We start from the raw sequence: 20,183 nt of genomic DNA on the forward strand, positions 1-20,183 counted from the left end.
GAAAACTTAATGCATGAACATCTCATTGTTACTTATAGTGCAGAAAAAGCCAATTCTGGTCATATTGATCCGAACTTTACACGTTTAGTTTATGGGAATAGTAATAAGAATGGTAATATTATTAAAAATCACATTAGTCCGGGGTCCTATATTTTCTTTAATGCCCGTATCGGCAACAAAAGATATATTATGGCATACTTTTATGTAGAAAAAATCTTATTGAAAGGCCAGCATGACAAAGAGATTCACTCTTTAGGATGTAGCGCAGAAAATGATGAGGTTATCGTTATTGGAAATAGATTCTTTTCAAAAATTTTAACTATCCCTTTGGATTTTGACAGACAATTAATAGGGAGAATTACATCTTATGATGCTGGAAATACTTATTTTGAAAATAAAAAAGCAGCTGGGATTGATGAGTTAGAAGCAATTAAGGATAAGACTTTAAATCCAAAGCTTATTACGGAAGAAGAAAAAGAATTGCTAATTAGTCAATGTGAATTTAGAGGCTAGCAATAAATACAGGAGAAGGTCCCATAACCAAAGTTATGGGACCTTCTCCTGTATTCAATGAACGACATTTCTTTCCTGATAAAGCAGGTCCTTTTATGGTACTGGGGATAATGCGTTGCCCATTCCTGCGGTACTGCCTAACGTGCTATATATCCAGCGTCGACTTTGGAGTATCTACTGAAATAACAAAGCCCGGATTTGTCAACGAAGTTGAAATAGCGATGCTTATAAGACACCCTATTTCACTAAGTTTTATGAGCAATCATTCCGGGTTAACTCCGAGTCAAATACCCATACAGCTTACTCTCCACCGAATGCTCCAATACCAAATCCATATGCACAACAGGTATTGATTTGCCCTTATCATCGACCATAGATGCCTGAACAGCACTTTTCTGATCCGGATGTGCTTTGCCCAGATAATAAAACTCTGTTCCGTCGGCATCGTCTTTTTTCACAAATACATGCAGTTCGATGTTTCGTTGGTCTGCCTCAATAATCGTTCTAACCTCATCGGACTCGAGGGTTCGTCTACTTCTTGTGGACCACTTCAGAATCTCCGGGCTTACAAACTCCTCCTGATAATTCGTGCTCGCTTCCACCTCTTCATGTTTGTGATACGTTACAAAGATCGGGCAGGTCTGGTGCTTCGTTTTGTATCCATACATGGTGGAGCTTTCATCGCTATGCCAATTTAATAATTTACAGGAGTCTTTGCGTGAGTACTTTTGATACAGAGTAAGTGGCTGGTTGCAGACATACTGCTCATTTTTATGAATTGCGGTTTGAACAATATCTGTGATCATTTCTCTGAAATAAGCATTGTTCTGTAAGGACAGGGCCATCGTCGGGTGCAATCTAAAAGACTGATCTGGAGCGAACTCAACGATAGCAGTGCTTCCATATTTCTTCTGCACCGCTTCAGTAAAAAAAGATAAGTCTAGATTACGTTTTACCGAATCGATCGTTTTGGAATCTGTTGAGCAACCCGTTTCTTTAAGTCCATTAATGTACTCTTCATAAGTAACCTGATCTTTGGATAATAGTAGCTTTAATAGTAGGATTTCATGTTTGCGTTTTCCATTCAGAATCTCGGCGGACAACATCATTATAATCATTTTCTCTTGTGCAGATAGATGTGGCACGGTTTCATTGATTTTCTGCAAAAAATGATAATAGCTAAAGTGTTCCTCAGTAAAGATCAGTGGATCGATCGAATCGTTGTCTATAAAATCGATTAACCGGGGGATTCGATTCAGCCTATTTTTGAGTTGGAAATATTCTTCTCTAAGGATTTTAAGCGCTGTTAAATTGCTGTTGCTAATCGAGCGGTAAATTTGTTGCCTTGCAATCTCTTCGAAATTAATTGTTGAGACGCCTTTAATATAACTAGTGTCTTTCATATGACGGCGGATATTGTCTTTGTTCTGAGACTTGTCTCCAGAGAGGGCTACCGGAATCATATAGTTGTTCTTATAGTTACCGATAAAGTCGATGATGGTGACGAACTCTTTACCCGAGTGTTTACGCAGACCACGTCCTAGCTGCTGAACAAAAACAATGCTAGACTGGGTTTGGCGCAGCATCACAACTTGGTTAATACAAGGGATGTCGATTCCTTCGTTGAAAATATCCACCGTTAAGATATAATCCAGTTTTCCGGACTCAAGGTCTGTTACACACTGCATACGGTCTTTCTGGGAGTCATCTCCTGTTAATGCCTTTGTGCGATATCCCCTTTCATTTAACATGCGGGATAGTTCTAAGGTCTCTTCTTTACGACTACAAAAGATTAAACCTTTTACAGTTTCGCCGAAATGTCCATAGTACTCGATTTTTTCGATTAGGTAAGAAACTCTTTCGTTCGTAACCAATTGAGAAAGCATCGTTGTATCGTCGATCATTTGGTCGTTATATTCAAAATCAGTGACACCAAAATAGTGAAATGGACACAGCATATCCTCTTCCAAAGCTTCCTGCAGACGAATCTCGTAGGCAATGTTATAGTCAAAAAGCTCATAGATATTGAAGTCATCCGTACGTTCGGGTGTAGCGGTCATACCGAGTAGAAATTTAGGTTCAAAATGCTCAATAACTTTAAGATAAGAATGAGCTCCAGCTTTGTGGACTTCGTCAATCAGTATGTAGTCAAATGCCTTGGGATCAAAATTAGTTAGTGTTGAGAGTTTAGAAATCGTCTGGATGGTAGCAAAAATGTATTTGGCATCTATAGCTCTGCTAGTACCGGATAAAATACCGTAGTCACTATCGTTGCCCCCAAGAATTCGTTGATAATCAGTCATTGCCTTGTGCAAAATTTGTTCTCGGTGTGCAATAAATAGCATTCGACCAGGTGCGAAGTTCCTTGTGTCAAAAGCAGAGAGATAGGTTTTTCCAGTTCCTGTTGCCGAAATGACCAATCCTCGCTGCGCTCCAGTGCTGCGAAGATCTTGTAGATTCATCAGCGCACTCTGTTGCATTTTATTAGGTGAAATTGTACTAAAAACAGTTTGCGGAATCGCTTCAGGAACTAAGGGTAGCGTCAATGGATGGTTACGGTTTGCCTTTTGAACCTCGTCATAGAGAATTTGATACAATTCAATCCATTTATCCGTTAGTGGGACAGCATTTTGCCATACCTTCTCGAATTCATTATGAAATTGTTCTAAGAGCCCTCCGTGTTTAAAAGAGGTTAGCTTCACATTCCATTCATAGTTGGCTTTTAATGCAGCGGCGGTTAGGTTGGAGCTTCCCATAATGATAGTGGAATGATCTTCATGCTCAAAAACGTATCCTTTGGCATGAAATCCACTTAGATCCGTCAACCGTACGCTAACATTTGTGATTTTTAGAAGCTCTTTATAAATTTTGGGTTGGTTGAAGTTCAGATAATTTGAGGTAAGGATTTTGCCCGATATCCCGCGCATCTTTAGATCAGCTAAATGAGACTTCAGAGTGGCTAGTCCACTCTCAGTAATAAAAGCAACGGAAAAAATAAAGGACTGACAGCGATCGAGTTCTTGGAGCAAAGGAGTAAGAACAAAATCGCTGGTCTCTTTATTATTGACTAGAAGCCTAGGCTTGTATTGATCCAAAGAGTCCTGTTGATGGTCAATAAACGCCCAATTTAATGTGCTTTTTAAATGCTGAATAGGGTTGTCCATGTTATATTGTCAGCTTCTTCTGAATATTGTGTACAGCAGGAATATCAGCAGGCGCCCAATCTAGTGACATCAGTTCATGCGCAGATAGCCACTGGATTGCAACATGTTCAGTTAAGGTAGGCGTCCCGCTTAGTAGGTGGCAATAGAAAGTAGTCAGATGCACAAAGCCAAAATCATATTCATACACGGTAGTTTCAATTTCTTCGCCAATCTCAATTGAACAGTTCATTTCTTCGTTAATCTCGCGCTTTAGCGCAGCCTGAGGAGTTTCGCCTTCCTCAATTTTACCACCAGGAAATTCCCACTTGTAAGCTAGTGTTTTAGTAGCTCCGCGCTGTGCACAGAGGATCTTATTATTCTCGATGATGACAGCTCCAACTACGTAGATATGTTTTTTCATAAGTCCCTCCGGTATGCAGTCTAGTATTTATGCAATTAATTCTGCATTTATAGTTCTATTCTATTATAGTTTTGGGGATTTGGGCTACTGAGGGATACTATGAAAGATTTCTGACAGACTATTCATCGAATGGATGATAGCATCTAGTGATACGAAACCTATTTATCATGTATGGGAGAATCGATAATGAAAACTATGCTACGTCTTTATCATGAGGGAAATACGGATTACCATTCAACCTTTTTTGATTTGTTACATGGGGATACAGAGACGAAGCAGACTAAAGGACTATCGTACCTATTTTCAAGATATCCTAACTTGATACAGTTATTTTTAAAAGAAGTTACTCGTTTGACTTCAAATAAGTACACGGAATTTAAGCAGGGCTTCGATTTCGTTCAAGTAGACGCAGAAATGTTATCAGCTGGAGTAAAGAAAATAAGACGCGATATTACCTTATCTTTGTTTCAAGGGAACACTAAAAAACTAGTTATTATAATTGAAGCTAAGAGCGTGAGTGCTTCTGTACAACAAAAGGATATATCAAGACAACTTGAGTCGTATCTTGATCCAACAAATTTTCCGCTCGATGCTAATGTGCCTAAGGTAGGTGTAACTTTAACAAAGTATAGAGTTCTTCATCCACCTGAAACTGGATTTGTCAGTCTTACTTGGACAGACATTTTAGAATTAATAAATGATGTAATTAGTCAAGAGAAAAGAAGAGGTGAGGATGTAACAGTTGCAACAGAATTTATAGATTTTATTAAAGGGGTGAGAAAAGGAATGAAGTACTACGAGGTTGAAGTTCTGTCGGTTGCTGCGGGTAAGACGTATGAGTTAACGAAGAATTACTTTATTCATGCGTGCCCACATACTGCGAAGGGTTTTTCATATAAAACTCCAATATATATAACTTTCAGATCTAGTGGTGGTGGAGAAATGGAGTTTCTATATAAAATCGATGAGATTGTTGTTCTCGATCCTTTGTCTCCTTCTCTCAACGTTTTATTAGAAGGTGTACAGATAGATTTTGCTACTAGAATTAAAGAATACATATCAAATCGTATAAACGGTGGGTATGGATTTAATCATCCGGGAGAAGAGTATCGGTTTTATAATCTTTGTAGTAAAGATGTAATTCATTTGAAGCATCTACCTAAACCACTAATTAATAACTCTGGTGCACGATACTATTCTATCGCTGAACTCATAAAGGGTGAGAAGGTAGTGTTTGTGGAGAGTCAAGATCGGTAAATACATCAGGTAAATAAGCTTCAAATGAGTCGCTATCTCGTAAGCGGAAATATATCAAACTTTGTTGGAGATTCATCGTATAAAGTTGTTCACACCGGACATTCATCCCTTGTGTAGAGTGGCTGTGTTGGTGAGCAATGCTGTGAAAAATGTAGTAGTAGATCGGGTTGAGTCATAATACTGATGGTGCGGAAGAATAAAATACAGATAAAAAAGATTGGAGTAAATGATGAACTAACATCGCTCTTGTCATAAGCGGAGGCAACATTAATGGAGATGTATTAACATCTATATTGAGCAAATATTAATAGGTAATTCAAAAGAGTCATGTAGGCATAGATTGCTAACTACATGACTCTTATTTATCTCAGATTACGAAGATAGTTCTTCATCGGTGGGTATGATTCCATAACGCTCTAAAGTTTTTGACGATGATTCGAGCATCCGCTTTTTCAAATAATCGCCTTCGACCACCCAAACCCGCTTTCCCAGAAAACGTATCTTGGAAAGTAAATACTCGAGCTCATCCCCAAGCAGAGAAACTCTGACTCGATAGGTATCCTTCTCCGTATCATACTCAACATTTTTTTCAAAGCTGGAGAAGGCGTATAGAATACGGGATAGCTCTGCGTTATAAACGCGTACAATTTCAATGATGACTTCGGTTTTACGCGATTCAAGCGTTTTTCCGATCTTCTTTAGAATGTTCTCTGCTGCGGAGGGTTCCATTGATTCTGATGTGACGGACTGGATCTTCTTTAGCCGGGTACTCATCAAGGAGTGATGCCGAGTGTGATACCAGAGCAAATACCATTCTCTTTTGACCATGGAGTATTCCAGCTTATACGGAAACCCAAAATGATCCTTATTAATACGGTCGCCCTTAATCGCGTAGGTGATAAGAATCCCCGTTTTATTCATGATATGCCGGCGCAAAGATCGCAGAAGAGGGTGGTAGACCTGTTTTTCTAGCGTACGGGCTTTTTCTATCAAATGATTGGAAATATCCATCCCCTGTTCCGACTCAAGGGCAGTACGTAGCTTGTCCATAGTATCCGCAGTGAAAGCATCAGCTGCCGAGGGATGCTCCAGCATCGTCTTCAGCCAGGCCCGTTCGTGCGTAGTGATCATGAAAGTACCGGAATCCTCCAATCGGGAAATGATCTGGTGATTGAATATTTTCTCAAACAGATTCATAGTAAGCTTGGATCTCCTTCCATTCTGCAATTATTTCCTGGCGAAACGAAGCGGGTTCCAGAACCTCGCAGCTAGAACCGAAGCTACGCAGCCATGGCTTAATTTCAGTCACCCCGTTTACGATGATTTCATAAATAAATGAATGTTCATCCTCAAATACAATTTCCCCCCACTGTCCCTGCAAGAGTACCCGTTCCTTGATGAAGTTCGGTTGCGAACCTCCCGGATTAAAAAACCGGACACGTACGGTCACCGGCCGGCCAGTATCTATCAACCAACTGTATCTAATCTTCTCGGCAAGTTCTTTATTCTTTTTGTCGTACCAGATCTCATCCACAGTTTCATCTTCTTCGATTTGCGTAATTCCTTCCATTCGGTATTTCCGAATACCCTGTCTATCATAGGAGAGCAAATACCATCTTCCATATTGATGATCGTACACAATTTTAAGTGGAACCACCTTTTCAACTTTGCCCTCTGGTTCACGTTCAAACAGGGGATTGGTGTTTTTGGATGCGTAGCTTTTTTCAGACTTTGGTGAGAAATATAGAAACCTGGCTTTGCGGCGATGACGCATGGCATGAAGAAGTGTAAACAGATGCGCCTCATCTAAAATCCTCGAGTAATAGTGATATTTATATAAAAATGGTTCAACGGCATGCCGCTCAACTTGATTGCGGAGAAGATGTTTTTTTAATCCATCCCGCAGTAAATATCCTTGAACGGAAGGGACTTGAGTGTTCGCCATCACATCTACAAAATCATATAAATCGATAAGCTCTTCATCCAATAAGCTTCGAATCAAGTCGTCTTGGATTCGATACCGGTACGGGCGAGATCCCGGCTCTCTTGTAATGACTCCGACCTCCTCCAAGTATTTGAGATCTGAGCGAATGGTCTTTTCGTCAGGTAAAGGTAGATCAGAAGGCAGACTGCTGCAGCACATCTCCAATAAATCCTTCGCAGTCAAGGCTTGTCCATTCATTGCACCTAGAAGCAGCGAGACTCGCTGGCTTTCAGATTCCTTTACGGATTTGGCGCGGAATAGAAATAAGAGTAATGGATCGGTGGAGTCATAATATCTGAGGCGAAAGGTCTCGGAAAATTCCCTACTCTGTTCATCCGCCAAGTGCTGGTACGTGGAGCTAGCTACTTGTTTGAGTCGTCGGATCGTTTTATCAAAGGTGTGAACGGAAATCCCCAATCTGTCTGCGAACTGTTGTCTGCTGAATGCCCCGCTCGTAAGCACCAGCATTCGCAGAAACTGTATTTCTTTATCAAAGCTTTCCTTAGCCAAAGGTATCCTCCGTTCAAATGAAGCATCTTCTTCCATTGTAACAGGGGAGGGATTTGGGTGTAATGGAAAAGTTTATATGCAGTCGTAATACTTTCACCATGTTCGTTAAGGCTGAAATGAGCGATTATAGAACCTGTAAGGCAGCATTTAGCAAGATGGTAAACGCCAAATGGCGTTTCATCATACATTGGTTCTTATTTGGACGGTCGTAACGAGGCGCGGATATCGATGTATCCCGCAGTGCCGTGCATACTATGTTACGGTATCCTGTACGATCGGATCGGTAAGAATCCCTTATTAGGGGTTCAATTCCCCAATCGCCTTGGACGCGATTCTGGTAGAGCACTCGACTTTAAATCGAGCGAAAAATTGAAGAAAAGACCAAAGGCTAGAATCCCTTGCAGCTAGCTTTAGTGCACTGAAGTAAGGCTTTGCAATCCGTGGATACCGCTTGTGCGAAATTTCAGGAAGTTCTCTTAGATTAAAGTGTGAGAATATCCATGAGAACAACAGATAAATCGCTTAGCTAAAACGAGATTCCGCCAGAACTTCAGTGGGATTCTAAGACCAATGGTCGAACTAATTAGGGGGAAACATTATGTTGAACAAAGTAACGATTCAAGCTGACGAACGTGGTTTGTTATTTCATAAAGGAAGTTATGTGAAAAAGCTGATGCCGGGGAGCTATCACTTTTCAATGTGGTCAAAATCCACCGTTGTGGTGTTGAATATCGCTAAACCGTTTAATGTGGAAGGAAAAGATATGAAGTTATTCCTTCATGATGAAGATCTCGTGCGTGAGCTCGATATCGTACGTGTACAAGATCACGAGTATGTTCTGTACTATGAGGACGGAAAATTTGTTCAATTACTTAAGCCTGGTGTCTACGCATTCTGGAATATACTTAAAGAACACACCTTTTTCCATGCAGATATCAGACAACCTGAATTGCCTGTCGAGGTAAACCGTGCAATTATAGCGAAGCTAACATCTAGTGTGCAGTCCTACGAAATTGCGAGCTACGAATCTGGATTTCTGTTTTATGATCACGTATTACAACAAGAACTTCCTCCTGGCAAGTACCACTTCTGGAGAGGTCCAGTTTCGACTGTGGTAAAGACGATTGATTTAAGACAACAACAAATGGATCTTATCGGCCAAGAGATCATGACGGAAGACAAAGTTTCGCTGCGGCTTAACTTCGTTTGTCAGTACAAGATCGTAACGCCATTACGTGCTCTGGAAATGAAGTCATTTGACGAGCAAATCCATATCCAGCTTCAGCTTATGCTGCGGGAATATGTCGGAACGCTCAAATTGGATGATCTTTTGAAACGAAAAGAGGACGTTGCGTCGTTCGTCCTATCCCGTTTACGTGAGAAGGGTGAAGAGTTCGGAGTAGATTTCCTGAGTGCTGGGGTTAAGGATGTCATTTTGCCAGGGGAAATGAGAGATATAATTAACACCGTTCTGCTTGCGGAGAAAAGAGCACAGGCAAATCTAATTACTCGTCGTGAAGAAACGGCCTCAACCCGAAGCTTGCTTAACACCGCAAAGCTAATGGACGAGAATCAGACGCTGTTCCGACTGAAAGAGCTGGAATTCCTCGAGAGAATATGCGAGAAAATCGGATCTATATCTTTTACGGGTGGCGGGGATTTGTTGGAGCAACTAAACTCTTTGCTTGGCGAACGAAAAGCGACAGGCAAATAAGGAATATTAAATGGAACAGATAAGTGCCACTCCTAATGGAGACTGGCATTTTGTTTGTTTTTTCTGAAAAATTTCTGTATATTCATCCAGTTCATAATAGGTTCTTTACCTGTTGTTCCAACACTTGAAAAAGCACTAACCGGTGCGAGCACAGGAGGGAATGTGTAATGAGCAAAGCAGTCATTATTAATGGAGGAAATACAGAAAGTCCCGGTTGACTGCTATCCATCAGCAGGTTGGAAGATTTCTGACGCAAGAGGGGATCGTTCACCATTCAATCTATGTGCAGGAGCTACCTGCAGTTGATTTGCTTACGGCCAATTTTGTCAGCGAGGGGGTTCTAGGGGCCAATATGCTAGTGGAAGAAGCAGATATTGTTGCCATATTAACGCCTATCTATAAAGCTTCCTATACGGGGATTTTAAAAACCTATTTAGATCTCCTTCCGCAAAAAGCGCTGGTTGATAAGCGAATTGTACCTATGCTATTGGGGGTTCGTTAGGTCATCTTCTAGCAATTGAATATGCAATGAAACCTGTATTATCCGTGCTGGGTGCTACTGAGATTTTTAATACGGTTTATTTCTTAGATCGGCAAATAGAACGGCTAGAAGCAGATGGGTATCGTATTGATGAGGAAGCTGGGCAACGCCTAAATGTAGAATTACTAAAGCTTGCACCTGCAAAAATAACTAATTAGACTAGGGAGAACAGGAAGTTAGGGGTTAACATTAACGCAGCCTTTCGGGGTTGCGTTTTTTTTGTTGTGATTATTAACCTCATGAACGATCGCTGAAAAAGGTCCTTCGTCTCCATTTGGTGAACTATAAGTTGTATGATGGTTTCTTAATCCCACGATTACAGCAAAACATTTGTTAATGGTTTGGGCTTTTCTACGTATTAACTTATGTAAGTTTCTTCACAACAAATTGCGCAATTTGTTTAGCTTTTCGATGAAGGTGAGGTGGAAGGAGGGTGAAGATGGAAGTTATCCAGGGTACTGCGGACCGTTACAAGAATATCGAAAGATCACGTGGTGCCATGATGTCAAAAGAGGAATTTACCCGGATGTACGATACGTACTACAAACGTGTTTACAAATATATTAGTTATCGTATTAATAACCACCACGTGTCAGAGGACATTTGCAGTCAGGTGTTTGAGACGGTGATGTGCAAGTATTACAGCTTTTCAGAAGAAAAATCGAATTTTGAGGTTTGGCTGTTTGCCATTGTAAGGAACGCTGTGACGGATTACTTCCGGGGGCAGAAGAAAAGAAGCTACACCTCACTAGATTCTTTGCTGGAGCTCATATTTCCCAAGCCGTCTCCGGAGGAACTGGCGATTCGTGAGGATAATAATCAAGCACTGTTCAAGGCGCTCTCCAAGCTACGTGAGAAGGAACGTAATATCATTGCAATGAAATATGGGGCTGGGCTGAAAAATTCCGAAGTCGCACAGATCATGGGCGTCAGTGAGTCCAATATTGGTGTCGTGTTGCATAGAAGTCTGAAGAAACTGCATATTTCCTTAAAAGCAGGAGGATTCAACCATGAATAAGAAAAATGATCTCACAAAATTCAGCAAAACCATAGAGCTGCTTGAAAATACCGAACAGGATAACACTGCCGCCAAAGAAAGAATTTATAACCGTTTAGTATACAAGCTGGACCATGGAGCTCTTGAACTCAAATCAGAGAAAAAGGACGGGGTAACGATGAAAAAAAGTAGCTGGAGAAATGCAATAGTGATTGGTAGTGCAGTAATTTGTCTAGGTGGAGCCTTCTCTGCAACCTCCTATGCACAGGATATGTTCCAATCGATCATGGCAAAGTTTGAAGTAGGAAATCTCGAAATCACGCAATACGATAAGGAAATCCCTTCGGCTGCACAGTCAATGACACCATCTGAAGAGACTAAAGGCGGGGAGAATGTTGCCATTGAATTGCCGGTTGCAGCCAAGTTGACCCTGGATGAAGCACGTGCGGAGCTAGGAATGAACTTCCCGGCACCAACCTGGATGGCAGACTATGCGTTTGTGAATGTTGTTCTTCAGGGGACCAGCATGGTTGAAGTGCAGTATAACTCCGGGGATAAAGCTGTTAATTTCCTAATCTCCAAGGGCGGCGACAATGGGATCAGTACTACGGAAGAAGTGAAGACAGAAGTAATTAACGGGACTAAAGTATATTTTGCAAATGGAATTGTGATTTGGGAAAAAGAAGGCTTCACCGTTGAACTGTATGCTCAAGAAGACTTTGACCAAGCCACTCTTGGGAAGATCATCGACAGTTTCAGCATCGGTGCTCCTGTACAGTCCTTAGGGACTGGAGAAGTGAAGGAGAACTTGCAGAAGAATGAAGGGGTAGTTGCAGCTCCAGCTTCGGTTCCGGTTGTAGATTCCAAATAAGATGGTCTACTTAGGATAGAGATTGCCCATAGATACACATAAAGAAGACGCTAGGGGGAATACCCTGAGCGTCTTCTTTATATCGTGTTCGTTTTCAGCTTTTCTAAAAGAACCTTCCACCAGTGAATAGATTGCTCAAGTTGAGAAGTGTAGTAGCTTTCCATGAAATCTACGACTTCACGAGAGGAACTCTGTACATCTATTCGATGGTAAATTTGATTTAAATGATCCTTTTTTATCAGTGACTGTTCAATTTTCTTCTCGATAATAGGGATCACTTTGTCCGTCTCTACAAAACGAAGATTCACAAGAGCGACAATCATATCTGAAATAGAATCTGCATTTTCTATTACCTGATAAATCTTGATCGGGAGCTGCTTGCGCCCTTTATCAGTAATGGAAAACACCTGTTTGTCTGGGCGATGTTCTTCCTTAATAATCTCTACCTGTTCAACTAAGCCCTGTTTCGTTAGGGATTCAAAGTGATAATATAGTTTGCTTTCAGATAGATTTAGCAATTTATCAAATGGAATAGGGGTGGATAGTTCTTTTTTTAATTTATAAGGATAATTATTTTCATCCATTAACTTACTTAGGATATAAATTTGAATTGACATCACAGAACCCACTCCTAATTGTTGGCTAAACTCTATCTTACCAAACCTAGGCGGTTATTTCAGCTGTATTTTTAACTTCAACGGGCAGTATAGTTTCTTTAGTCAGAGGTACAGGTTTATGAACAAACCGGACAATTACAATGTTAATCATCATAGCCCCGGCAAATACGCCTGCTAATCCCCATAAGAAGGGTGCTGGACTAATGGAACCAAACATTTGTACCATATAAGCTTGTACAGAATAATACATCGGTGTGATGCGGCCAAACCAATCGTATGGTGTATACATCATATCACGAGGCATGGTAGCACCATTGGCGATGGTTTGCATGAGCAGGATTGGAATATTTAAGACCATACCGCCTTCGCCAACTAGGAAGACCATAATCGCACACACGTTAAATGCAGCCATATACATTAGAATTTGCTGGGCAGCAACTGGTAACAGTAAGGATAGGTCTACATCTGCAACAGAGAATGCAATGGCTAAAGCAGCAACTGTTGATAATACAGCAATTAATAAGGCTGTGAATTGAACGAACATAAACAGTTTTGTCTTGCTTGCTTTCCCGCGGTTCGCTTTAAAAGAAGCAACTAATTGCATAGAGGCAATCATTGCCCCAACATAACCAGCCATAGTTAAGAACATAGGTAGCATGTTGTTGTGCATACCGTCCGGAACATCATTGATGACAACATAATTCCCGACATAACTATTTTCAATTTGTGTAGCCATTGTGGTGGCTTGTTCTTCTGGTACGTTAAAGTTCATTAACACACCTTTTGCGGTTTGCTCTGAGAAGTTGGCGCTTAATTGTTTGTTAATTTCTCCTACAACGGAAGACATGGCTGAAGATACCATGGTCGCAGAAGCTTCGTTGACTGTGAAATCAATACTTGCGGATACCTTACCGCTTTGAACGTTGGCGGAAAATTGTTCTGGAATATGGACAACTAGAGCTAACTTATTATGTTCTAATTCATCCATCGCCTTTTTATTCGATACATCGGTTTTTATCGTTTTGAATGGTAAGCTCTCCGAAAACTGACTCGAAATCTGAGCCCCATATTGACCTGCATCATCATTGACGATAGCAATTTTTAAATCATCCATGTTCCCTGGAAGTGCTGTATACCCTGGTAAGAAAATACCAAGCATCGCAATGGCATAGAACACACCCATAAAAATAGAACCAATGGCCCCTTTAGACTTCAAAAACTGTGAAAACTTCAATTGTATACCTTCTTTCTTATGAATAACACTTTTATTCTAGTACTCTAATTAAAGTACTTTTAACTGAGTGAGATTTATAGTACGATAATTCATTAGAAATGTCAAATTTAAGATACAATGGGTAAGTAGTGATTGAATTATCATTCGGGTTGTTACATTGATATATAGTGAATGTGTTAATGTATGAATTAAAAGTGATAACTGAAGGGACTTTGGACATGAACAAGGTTATTGTAATTGGTGCAGGGATATTAGGAGCTTCAGCGGCATATCAGATCAGTAAGTTAGGTGCTGAGGTCATCATTATAGATCGTAAAGATGTTGGACAAGCAACGGATGCAGCAGCAGGGATTATTTGCCCGTGGTTGTCTCAACGCAGAAACAAAGCATGGTATCGTCTTGCTAAGGCGGGAGCAAGCTTTTATCCAGCACTTATTCAAGAGCTTCAAGAGGCTGGAGAAACCGAGACTGGATACGCAAAAGTAGGAGCGATCTGTATTCATGATGATCTGAAAAAGTTACTCGCTATGAAAGAAAGAGCAGAACTGCGCAGAGAGGACGCCCCTGAAATAGGCGAGCTTACGATGCTGACGGATATTGAAGCACAAGAGAAGTTTCCATTATTATCGGAAGGTTATCATGCGCTTCATGTATCGGGTGCAGCAAGAGTGGACGGACGTGAATTACGTGATGCATTGCTAAGAGCGGCACAGCGTAACGGTGCGCAGATGATTGAGGGAGATGCTGTTCTTGAGCATGATGATCATGAAATTAAAGGGGTTAGCGTCGGAGAACAGACATTCACAGCGGATGAAGTGATTGTGTGCGCCGGGGCCTGGTCTAACGCTTTGCTTCATCCGCTTGGGATCATGCTCCAGGTGCGTTATCAAAAAGCTCAAATCATGCACTTGAAGCTTGCTCAACAAGCGAGTACAGAGCAATGGCCTGTGGTAATGCCGCCTACAGATCAATATATCCTTGCATTTGCGGATCAAAATATCGTAGTAGGTGCTACTCACGAAAATGATGTCGTAGGTTATGATACCTCTATAACCGCAGGTGGAATGCAAGAAATTTTAAATAAAGGTCTTCAAACGGCTTCCGGTCTTGCAGATTGTAGCCTAAATGAGATAAGAGTAGGGTTCCGTCCATTTACAGCAGATTTTCTTCCCGTGTTGGGCAGGGTTCAAGGATGGAACAAACTAATTGTTGCTAATGGACTAGGTTCATCCGGATTAACGATGGGACCCTTCCTTGGTGAGCAGCTAGCCAAGCTGGCGATGAATCAACAGGTTGATATTCCGCTTGAAGACTATGCATTAGAGCATGCGATTAATTGATTAGTCACGCAATTCCCTTCATAGGGAAATCTTAAGTTCAACTAATATAGCGAAGGTTTTTTTTATCCTTTATACTGAAAAGACCAATTTATCTTCCTAGGAGTTGTCTAACGAATCATGATAAAGAAAGAAGTCGCGCATATACGCAAGCAATTTAAGCTGGATCACGATATGATGAGTATTTACGATATTCTCAACGTGTATATTATGAAGGAAAGCAATGAGATCTATCATTGGGAGCGCCTGCCGTTTGGAATGGTGGACAGAGAGAAGCAGGAGCTGTACATGGGCAATTTCAAAAAACTCATGACCGGCGAAATGGACCAGAAGTTGTTTGAGTTGAAGTTTCAGGCGGAAGTGGAGGAGCCAGCGCAGGTGATGCTTCATCAAGCTTTGGTGACAGGGGATCCAGATGAATGGCAGGACCTGATGCTGCTGCTCGTGGACAGAATGATGGCGGATACCCATTATGAACGCGATACGGTGATCACTTTCGTTCGTGGACAGTATTATCGCCCGACTAAAGATAGAAATGATGAAGCCGAAGAAAGTGAGAAAAACGAAATGTTCGCGCATCCGTTTATTCTATGCAGCGTGAATTCCACGGAGAAGCAACGGAAAGCTCTCTTATTTGATTATGTGGAAAGAGAATTCAAGTACAACGTCATTGTTGATCCGATTGTTAAGTTAAGTACGCCGGAGCAGGGCTTCTTTTACCCGAGCGTGACGGACAATTATTCCGATGTGAACCGCATTCTGTATTGTACGGGAAAATCGAACTTTCCAGATCCGCATTTCATCGAGCAGGTCTTGAATGCTGAAAGATCCGTGACGGCACTGGAAGAGAGAGCTATATTTGAAGACATCGTGAAGGAAGTGGCGGGCGAACAACTTGACGCGACCATCATTGCTCAGCTGTACGAGGAAATCCACCAGGTCATCGAAACCAACGATGATAAGGAAGAACCTCCGAAGCTCGATTATAGAGATGTGGAACGCGTACTGAAGGTAAGCGGCGTTGAAGATGTGACGATGGAAAAAGTGGAACGTGCGTTTGAAACCATCGTCGACGATAAGCACTATGAGATGAAGGCAAGTAGCGTGATGCCGAAATTCACCACAAAATCGATAAAAATCGAAACAAAGGTAGCTACGATTTCGGTCAGCCCACAGGATTTAAAATATGTGAAACAGGTAAATTATCATGGGAGACGCTGCATCTTGATCGAGGTCGACGAAGATGCCGTGATCGAAGGGTTCACACTTACTACAGAGACGCTTTAGACTCTTTTAATAGCGGGCTATCCTTGAAGTCTTTGAACAAGACTAGGGATAGCCCGTTTTTTAAATTATAAGAGAGTGTAAGTTTCACGATATACTTTATCCTTATCATTCTCGCATAAACACTTATCGTCCTTGAATAGACGCTGAAGCATTTTAGCTTGTTTGTATCAAATACGGTGATTAAAGATATAGTTGATCTATTCTTTTGCGCTAGTATTAATTTCTTCATCGCTGGCTTGGAATGAAGCTCCAAAGACAGCAAAAAACGGTAGGGCTTCTGCCCCTACATGCTTGGCACCGTTCGATCCATAAGCTCATCCGTAAGCTCATCCGTAAGCCAACACTTCGTCAAACCATTTTTTCAATAGCGGCGGATAACTGTACCAGATCAGCATGAACGAGGTGTAATTCTATGAAACAATATAATCTAGGGATAGAGGCAACACTAGAAATCATCGGCGGAAAGTGGAAAGCTATGATCATTTGCTTATTGATATCCGGTGTGAATTACAGCGTAATATTCAGGGCATTTCACAAAAGGTGCTGACCAGCAGGAATAGTTGAATCACTTTTTTGGATCAAAGTGTTTTACAGAATTGTTATCAAAGGATTAAAAAAAAGTAGGATTATTCAAAACCCTTGAGAACAGAAGATGAAAGCGTTTCCTTATAGTGTCCCAACCACTCTACTTCAAATAAATTTTCATTTTTCAGCACCTAGTGCTCTTCTGTATTGGATATTTTATTTAGTTATTGTCTTATTTCAATAGGATAATGTTACCTTACCGTCACTCTGTCCTATGTTTCTCGGATTATAATGATGAGGCTGTATTTGACACCAACCTTTATAAACCATCGGAGGAAATACAATGAAAATGAAGAAAACATTATCCGTTGCATTATGTGTAGCAGTAGTCGCATCTTTCTCATCCCAAGCCATGGCCAATCCTGTCGCAACGCCAACCAGTTCAACCGTAGCACCATCCACTAATCAAGTTGGACAAAAATTTACACTAGCTGGTGTTAAAACGAACGCCAATACAGTATTGATAGCAACAAGCTCGGTTGATCTTGATTTGGATGGCACGAAGGACACTTTATATCTCATCGGTGACAAAAATGAATCTCCTGATTTCGACAACATTAATCTCATCGTTCTAAACGGCAAAACAAACAAAGTGTTAAATGCAGGGATTAAAGACTTTGGTGGTTTGAACGTGAAAATCAGCTATGTGAGTGATTTCAATAATGACCATGCACTTGATGTGATGATTACCGCTTACTCAGGTGGTAACAAAGGGTCTACTAATGCTAGAATCGTAACCTTTAAGAACGAAACACCTTCCATTATTCTGGATGGGGACTTGAAGATCAAAGGTGAGCGGGCATTGTTCAAAACATTAGAAGCGGTTGACTTAGAGAATGATGGTGTAAGTGAGCTACTTGGAATCAGAACCCTCTATGGCGATACTAATGCCCAGGTAAAAGGTTATGAAAAAGTATGGTTCGCTTACAAAAACGGCGAATTCCAAGTTAGCAAAACAGAAACTACCAAAGAAGACCCCTATAAGCAACCTGCACTAGGTGAGCTGACGGTTGGACAGCCTTTTGCATTGCAAGGTGTTAAGACATCAGATAAAACCGTTCTTATCAGAAAACAAGTTAACGATGTTAATAAAGACGGTGTCGAAGATAAAATCTACCTGCTCGGTGATAAAGCAGATGAGCTTGGTTATGTAAGCAACCTCAACCTGGTTGTTGTCGATGGCAAAACAAACACAGTCAAAGATGCAAAAATCAGCGGTTTCGAGGGCTTTAAACCAGACATTCAATGGATCGGTGATTTCAACGGGGACAAAGCAAATGATGTCATGTTTACAGCATTCTCCGGTGGTAACAACGGTACGACAGATGCCTACATATTGTCTTTCGCAGGTGATAAAGTACAACCACTTTTGAGTGTAAAGCCTGTTGTGGATGGTAAACCAGCATTTTTCAACACTTTAGAACAAGTAGATCCTAATAAAGATGGTGTGTATGATCTAGTAGGTACTAGAAAAATTCGCGGTGATGCTGAAGCTATAGTTCTAGGTGAGGAAAAAACAACATTTACTTTCAAAGATGGTGCTTTCAAGGCTGTTAAGACAGAAACCATTAAATCCGATAGCAAGCCAGCGACTACACCAGCTACAACTACAACAAGTGATTTCACCGTTGGTAAACGCTTTGAGCTTAAGGGAATTCCAACAACAGCAAAAACAATTCTGCTAGCAAAACAAACAATGGATGTAACGGGTAATGGAGTTGCGGATAACGTCTTACTGATTGGTAACAAGGATGCCGCTAATGGTGATCTGATTACAGATATCAACATCGTCGTTCTAGAAGGTAAAACTAAAAAAGTGATTAACAGTAATATCAAAGGCTTCGAAGGTTACCAGCCAAAAATCAAATTCGTTGGCGATTTCAACGGAGATAAATCAAAAGATGTCATGATTACTGTATACTCTGGCGGTAACAGCGGCAGCACCAATGCTTACGTAGTATCCTTCAAAGATAGTGGTGTGAAAGTTCTTCTTAACGAGTACGTGAAAGTGAATGGCAAACGTTCGCTCTACAATACAATGAAGGCTTCGGATGTAGATAAAAACGGAGTCTACGAGATTGTTGCCACAAAAACAATTCATGGTAGTGCTACTTCCGTAGTTAAAGGCGTAGAAACCTCTGTACTTGCTTACAAAAACGGAGCATTCCAAGTTAAATCGACAACTGTAAAGAAATCTAAATAATCAAATAGCAAGAACCTAATTGTGAGGGAGTCTCCCGGTAGCCATGAAAAGTGGTTATCGGTGGGACTCTCTTTTGATTTTTGAGTTGAATAGACTTGTGTACTTGGTGAGAACGCCTATAACTAAACTCTCCCTTGCTCAATAAGCTATCCGGATCCATTATTAAGTTACCAAATGACCCATTGTTCTAAAGGAGAGAAAACACTTATGGAACTGAAAAAAATAAATGAATCTATTTATTACTCAGAAAATGTTAGAGAAACAGACAGACCTGTTTTGGGATATGTTGTAGGTGACAACTTTTCAATTATGATTGATTGCGGCAATTCAAAATCGCATTTTGATACCTTTATAAAGTGCTTGGATGATAACGATCTACCACGTCCTAAATATGCTTTGATTACGCATTGGCATTGGGATCATACCTTTGGTATGCATGCTTTTGAAGGGGAAGCCATAGTATCTTCAGCAACGAATGAGGTACTAAAGCGATTGAAGGCGTGGGATTGGGATGAAGCATCGGTTGTAAAACGCTTAGAGACAAAAGAAGAAATAGAATTCGCCTATAACTGTATGAAAAAAGAATATGATACGTTCGATAAGATTTCGGTCAGCACAGGATCGATTATTTTCGAGGATTGTTTAACGTTGGATTTAGGGGGCATCACTTGTCAAATTCTAAAGGTAGGAGGCCCGCATGAAGCAGATTCTTGCGTTGTATATGTAAAGGAAGCAGGAGTTTTACTTGCAGGTGATGCACATAGTGGAGATTATTATCATGGAGAAGGTAAGATTGACCCCATAAAAATGAAGGAATATGTTGAGTTTTTAACAACTCTTTCATTCACTACGTATATCCCAGGACACGACGCCCCTATGAGCAAGGAACAAATCATTCATGTGTTAAGTAGATTTTGTGAAGTGAAGTAAATCGGCAACGTAAGAAGACGCCTAGGAATCGTTTCTTGG

At 40.9% G+C, this 20,183-nt stretch carries 18 protein-coding genes and 1 pseudogene; 13 read left to right on the forward strand and 6 right to left on the reverse strand.

What is annotated here, in order from left to right; genetic code table 11:
• Nucleotides 1-9: 9 nt before the first annotated feature.
• Complete coding sequence (locus tag ACWNM1_RS02710; RefSeq protein WP_449599675.1) at nucleotides 10-513, forward strand: hypothetical protein; 504 nt, start codon at nucleotides 10-12, stop codon at nucleotides 511-513.
• Between the two features lie 272 nt (nucleotides 514-785).
• Here ACWNM1_RS02710 and ACWNM1_RS02715 read toward each other — a convergent pair whose 3' ends face one another.
• Together ACWNM1_RS02715 and ACWNM1_RS02720 are read right to left on the reverse strand one after the other, a co-directional pair.
• Nucleotides 786-3,677 carry a DUF3427 domain-containing protein gene (locus tag ACWNM1_RS02715; protein WP_449599676.1) on the reverse strand — a complete coding sequence of 964 codons (2,892 nt, stop codon included), beginning with the start codon at nucleotides 3,675-3,677 and terminating at the stop codon, nucleotides 786-788.
• Nucleotide 3,678: 1 nt separating this feature from the next.
• Complete coding sequence (locus ACWNM1_RS02720; RefSeq protein ID WP_449599678.1) at nucleotides 3,679-4,077, reverse strand: (deoxy)nucleoside triphosphate pyrophosphohydrolase; 399 nt, start codon at nucleotides 4,075-4,077, stop codon at nucleotides 3,679-3,681.
• 186 nt (nucleotides 4,078-4,263) lie between these two features.
• On the opposite strand from ACWNM1_RS02720, the gene ACWNM1_RS02725 reads away from it, so the two are divergent.
• Nucleotides 4,264-5,334, forward strand: coding sequence for a hypothetical protein (locus tag ACWNM1_RS02725; protein ID WP_449599680.1), 1,071 nt, complete (start codon nucleotides 4,264-4,266; stop codon nucleotides 5,332-5,334).
• A 372-nt stretch (nucleotides 5,335-5,706) separates the two neighbouring features.
• On the opposite strand, the gene ACWNM1_RS02730 is transcribed toward ACWNM1_RS02725, so the two are convergent.
• Nucleotides 5,707-6,531 (reverse strand): WYL domain-containing protein, encoded by an 825-nt coding sequence (locus ACWNM1_RS02730; protein ID WP_449599682.1) that lies wholly within the window; start codon nucleotides 6,529-6,531, stop codon nucleotides 5,707-5,709.
• Nucleotides 6,518-7,828 (reverse strand): helix-turn-helix transcriptional regulator, encoded by a 1,311-nt coding sequence (locus tag ACWNM1_RS02735; protein WP_449599684.1) that lies wholly within the window; start codon nucleotides 7,826-7,828, stop codon nucleotides 6,518-6,520. The genes ACWNM1_RS02730 and ACWNM1_RS02735 overlap by 14 nt, the downstream gene beginning before the upstream one ends.
• A gap of 62 nt (nucleotides 7,829-7,890) precedes the next feature.
• Between ACWNM1_RS02735 and ACWNM1_RS02740 the strand changes: the two genes are divergently transcribed.
• From ACWNM1_RS02740 to ACWNM1_RS02765, 6 genes are all read left to right on the forward strand, one after another.
• On the forward strand, nucleotides 7,891-8,040 hold the full coding sequence (locus tag ACWNM1_RS02740) for a hypothetical protein (protein WP_339800334.1): 150 nt from the start codon (nucleotides 7,891-7,893) through the stop codon (nucleotides 8,038-8,040).
• A 386-nt stretch (nucleotides 8,041-8,426) separates the two neighbouring features.
• Nucleotides 8,427-9,542, forward strand: a complete 1,116-nt coding sequence (locus ACWNM1_RS02745) for a slipin family protein (protein ID WP_449599687.1) — start codon at nucleotides 8,427-8,429, stop codon at nucleotides 9,540-9,542.
• Between the two features lie 214 nt (nucleotides 9,543-9,756).
• Nucleotides 9,757-10,044 carry an NAD(P)H-dependent oxidoreductase gene (locus ACWNM1_RS02750; RefSeq protein ID WP_449599689.1) on the forward strand — a complete coding sequence of 96 codons (288 nt, stop codon included), beginning with the start codon at nucleotides 9,757-9,759 and terminating at the stop codon, nucleotides 10,042-10,044.
• A 26-nt stretch (nucleotides 10,045-10,070) separates the two neighbouring features.
• Nucleotides 10,071-10,241, forward strand: a complete 171-nt coding sequence (locus tag ACWNM1_RS02755; RefSeq protein ID WP_449599691.1) for a hypothetical protein — start codon at nucleotides 10,071-10,073, stop codon at nucleotides 10,239-10,241.
• A gap of 281 nt (nucleotides 10,242-10,522) precedes the next feature.
• Nucleotides 10,523-11,101 carry a sigma-70 family RNA polymerase sigma factor gene (locus tag ACWNM1_RS02760; RefSeq protein ID WP_052404147.1) on the forward strand — a complete coding sequence of 193 codons (579 nt, stop codon included), beginning with the start codon at nucleotides 10,523-10,525 and terminating at the stop codon, nucleotides 11,099-11,101.
• Nucleotides 11,094-11,951 carry a hypothetical protein gene (locus ACWNM1_RS02765; protein WP_449599693.1) on the forward strand — a complete coding sequence of 286 codons (858 nt, stop codon included), beginning with the start codon at nucleotides 11,094-11,096 and terminating at the stop codon, nucleotides 11,949-11,951. The genes ACWNM1_RS02760 and ACWNM1_RS02765 overlap by 8 nt, the downstream gene beginning before the upstream one ends.
• A gap of 77 nt (nucleotides 11,952-12,028) precedes the next feature.
• Here ACWNM1_RS02765 and ACWNM1_RS02770 read toward each other — a convergent pair whose 3' ends face one another.
• Together ACWNM1_RS02770 and ACWNM1_RS02775 are read right to left on the reverse strand one after the other, a co-directional pair.
• The gene (locus ACWNM1_RS02770; protein WP_449599695.1) at nucleotides 12,029-12,568 is read right to left on the reverse strand and encodes a PadR family transcriptional regulator; all 540 of its coding nucleotides are present in this window, start codon (nucleotides 12,566-12,568) and stop codon (nucleotides 12,029-12,031) included.
• A 46-nt stretch (nucleotides 12,569-12,614) separates the two neighbouring features.
• Complete coding sequence (locus tag ACWNM1_RS02775) at nucleotides 12,615-13,802, reverse strand: YhgE/Pip domain-containing protein (protein WP_449599697.1); 1,188 nt, start codon at nucleotides 13,800-13,802, stop codon at nucleotides 12,615-12,617.
• A gap of 179 nt (nucleotides 13,803-13,981) precedes the next feature.
• Here ACWNM1_RS02775 and ACWNM1_RS02780 point away from each other — a divergent pair, with 179 nt between their 5' ends.
• The 5 genes and pseudogenes from ACWNM1_RS02780 (at nucleotide 13,982) to ACWNM1_RS02800 (ending at nucleotide 20,144) form a co-directional block, all read left to right on the forward strand.
• Nucleotides 13,982-15,142, forward strand: coding sequence for an NAD(P)/FAD-dependent oxidoreductase (locus ACWNM1_RS02780; RefSeq protein WP_449599699.1), 1,161 nt, complete (start codon nucleotides 13,982-13,984; stop codon nucleotides 15,140-15,142).
• A gap of 117 nt (nucleotides 15,143-15,259) precedes the next feature.
• Entirely contained in the window at nucleotides 15,260-16,426 is a 1,167-nt protein-coding gene (locus ACWNM1_RS02785) for a DUF4317 domain-containing protein (RefSeq protein ID WP_449599700.1), read from the forward strand.
• Nucleotides 16,427-16,838: 412 nt separating this feature from the next.
• Nucleotides 16,839-16,928, forward strand: a pseudogene (locus ACWNM1_RS02790) (winged helix-turn-helix transcriptional regulator); the annotation flags it as partial.
• A gap of 366 nt (nucleotides 16,929-17,294) precedes the next feature.
• On the forward strand, nucleotides 17,295-19,214 hold the full coding sequence (locus ACWNM1_RS02795; protein WP_449599702.1) for a hypothetical protein: 1,920 nt from the start codon (nucleotides 17,295-17,297) through the stop codon (nucleotides 19,212-19,214).
• 207 nt (nucleotides 19,215-19,421) lie between these two features.
• The gene (locus ACWNM1_RS02800; RefSeq protein WP_449599704.1) at nucleotides 19,422-20,144 is read left to right on the forward strand and encodes an MBL fold metallo-hydrolase; all 723 of its coding nucleotides are present in this window, start codon (nucleotides 19,422-19,424) and stop codon (nucleotides 20,142-20,144) included.
• Nucleotides 20,145-20,183 lie beyond the last annotated feature (39 nt).

This window comes from Paenibacillus sp. Marseille-Q9583 (assembly GCF_976954365.1).

Excerpts from the sequence above, each read along its gene's own strand:
- ACWNM1_RS02745 (WP_449599687.1), top strand. The coding sequence starts at position 8,427 with ATGTTGAACAAAGTAACGATTCAAGCTGACGAACGTGGTTTGTTATTT.
- ACWNM1_RS02720 (WP_449599678.1), bottom strand. The coding sequence starts at position 4,077 with ATGAAAAAACATATCTACGTAGTTGGAGCTGTCATCATCGAGAATAAT.
- ACWNM1_RS02760 (WP_052404147.1), top strand. The coding sequence starts at position 10,523 with ATGGAAGTTATCCAGGGTACTGCGGACCGTTACAAGAATATCGAAAGA.
- ACWNM1_RS02715 (WP_449599676.1), bottom strand. The coding sequence starts at position 3,677 with ATGGACAACCCTATTCAGCATTTAAAAAGCACATTAAATTGGGCGTTT.
- ACWNM1_RS02780 (WP_449599699.1), top strand. The coding sequence starts at position 13,982 with ATGTATGAATTAAAAGTGATAACTGAAGGGACTTTGGACATGAACAAG.
- ACWNM1_RS02800 (WP_449599704.1), top strand. The coding sequence starts at position 19,422 with ATGGAACTGAAAAAAATAAATGAATCTATTTATTACTCAGAAAATGTT.
- ACWNM1_RS02730 (WP_449599682.1), bottom strand. The coding sequence starts at position 6,531 with ATGAATCTGTTTGAGAAAATATTCAATCACCAGATCATTTCCCGATTG.
- ACWNM1_RS02740 (WP_339800334.1), top strand. The coding sequence starts at position 7,891 with ATGGAAAAGTTTATATGCAGTCGTAATACTTTCACCATGTTCGTTAAG.
- ACWNM1_RS02795 (WP_449599702.1), top strand. The coding sequence starts at position 17,295 with ATGAAAATGAAGAAAACATTATCCGTTGCATTATGTGTAGCAGTAGTC.
- ACWNM1_RS02770 (WP_449599695.1), bottom strand. The coding sequence starts at position 12,568 with ATGTCAATTCAAATTTATATCCTAAGTAAGTTAATGGATGAAAATAAT.
- ACWNM1_RS02725 (WP_449599680.1), top strand. The coding sequence starts at position 4,264 with ATGAAAACTATGCTACGTCTTTATCATGAGGGAAATACGGATTACCAT.
- ACWNM1_RS02710 (WP_449599675.1), top strand. The coding sequence starts at position 10 with ATGCATGAACATCTCATTGTTACTTATAGTGCAGAAAAAGCCAATTCT.
- ACWNM1_RS02785 (WP_449599700.1), top strand. The coding sequence starts at position 15,260 with ATGATAAAGAAAGAAGTCGCGCATATACGCAAGCAATTTAAGCTGGAT.
- ACWNM1_RS02765 (WP_449599693.1), top strand. The coding sequence starts at position 11,094 with ATGAATAAGAAAAATGATCTCACAAAATTCAGCAAAACCATAGAGCTG.
- ACWNM1_RS02755 (WP_449599691.1), top strand. The coding sequence starts at position 10,071 with ATGAAACCTGTATTATCCGTGCTGGGTGCTACTGAGATTTTTAATACG.